The organism is Mesorhizobium sp. M7A.F.Ca.CA.004.06.1.1, from assembly GCF_003999135.1.
Taxonomy (GTDB): domain Bacteria; phylum Pseudomonadota; class Alphaproteobacteria; order Rhizobiales; family Rhizobiaceae; genus Mesorhizobium.
This window is the reverse complement of sequence record NZ_RZPQ01001156.1, coordinates 1-1,174: the sequence shown is the minus strand read 5'-3', so window position 1 is coordinate 1,174 and position 1,174 is coordinate 1. Positions and strand designations below refer to the sequence as shown.

1 protein-coding gene is annotated in these 1,174 nt (G+C 66.1%); it reads left to right on the top strand.

The features are described 5' to 3' along the window. Positions 1 to 1,174 (top strand): AsmA-like C-terminal region-containing protein (locus tag EN906_RS34730; RefSeq protein ID WP_164777638.1); only part of this gene is annotated, 1,174 nt, incomplete at both ends.

The window sequence follows — 1,174 nt, the reverse complement described above, 5'->3', positions numbered from 1 at the left end:
ACCTAGACTTTACCACGGCAGCGCTCGCCGCCGGTCGGTTCGCCACCGCCTATGATGCCGCCTTTTCGCTCAAGCTCGACCAGGAAGGCATCCGCGTTTCGGATTTGAAGGCGAAATTGCTGAGCGGGGCGCTCACCGGCCTGTTCGAACTGAAGAACAATGACGGAACCGGCCTGTTCTCTGGCCAGATGAAACTGGCGGGCGCCGATCTGGCGACCGTGCTGCCGGATGCCGGCATCAGCGGCATCGGCGATTTCTCGACGGCGCTGTCAAGCAGCGGCAAATCGGTCGAAGGGATGGTGGCCGCCTTGTCCGGCTCCGGCACGGCGGCGTTGAAGGGCGTGAAAGTTGCTGGCGTCAATCCAGATGCGTTCAGTGCATTCCTCGCCAAGGCGGATGCGATCGGGCGCGATATCGATACGGCCAAGACCGCCGGCTTTGCGCCCGACATCGCCGCTGACGGCAGCTTTGCCGCTGGCGATGCCGACATAGCTTTCACGGTTGCCGGCGGCACGCTGCGGGCGCCACCGGTCAGCCTGGAAAATCCGGCGGCGACCTTGTCCGCCGACGTCACGGCGGATCTCAACGCGGCCACGGTGTCGGCCAAGGGTGCGATCACCTATCGGCCTGGCGACGAGGCACTGGTCGGCTCCGAGCCGGTCGTGAATTTCACCGCCGAGGGGCCGTTCGGCGCGGTCAAACGAGCATTCGACAGTGAGCCGCTGGCGCAGTTCCTGACCCAGCGCGCGCTGGAGAAAGAGCAGCAGCGCGTCGAGGCGATGCAGGCCGCGCTGCTCGAAAAGCAGCGGCTTCGGCGCGAGGTGCGCTACTACGCGGCGTTGAAGACCGAACGGGATAAGGCCGCCGAGGAATTGCGCAAGCAGGAGGAAGCAGCACGGCTGAAAGCCGAGGCTGACGCCAAGGCCAAGGCCGAAGCGGATGCCCAGGCGAAAGCCGATGCCGATGCCAAGGCTCAGGCCGACGCGGAGGCGAAAGCAAAGGCGGACGCCGATGCCAAAGCCAAGGCGGACGCCGACGCCAAGGCCGCTGCCGAACAGCAAGCCGCCGACGAGGCGGCCAAGGCGCAGGTCGACAAGCAGGAGCGGCAGAAGGCGGAAGAGGCGGTGCGCATCGCGGCGCAGGAAAAGGCAAGGCTTGAGGCCGAACGCAAGGC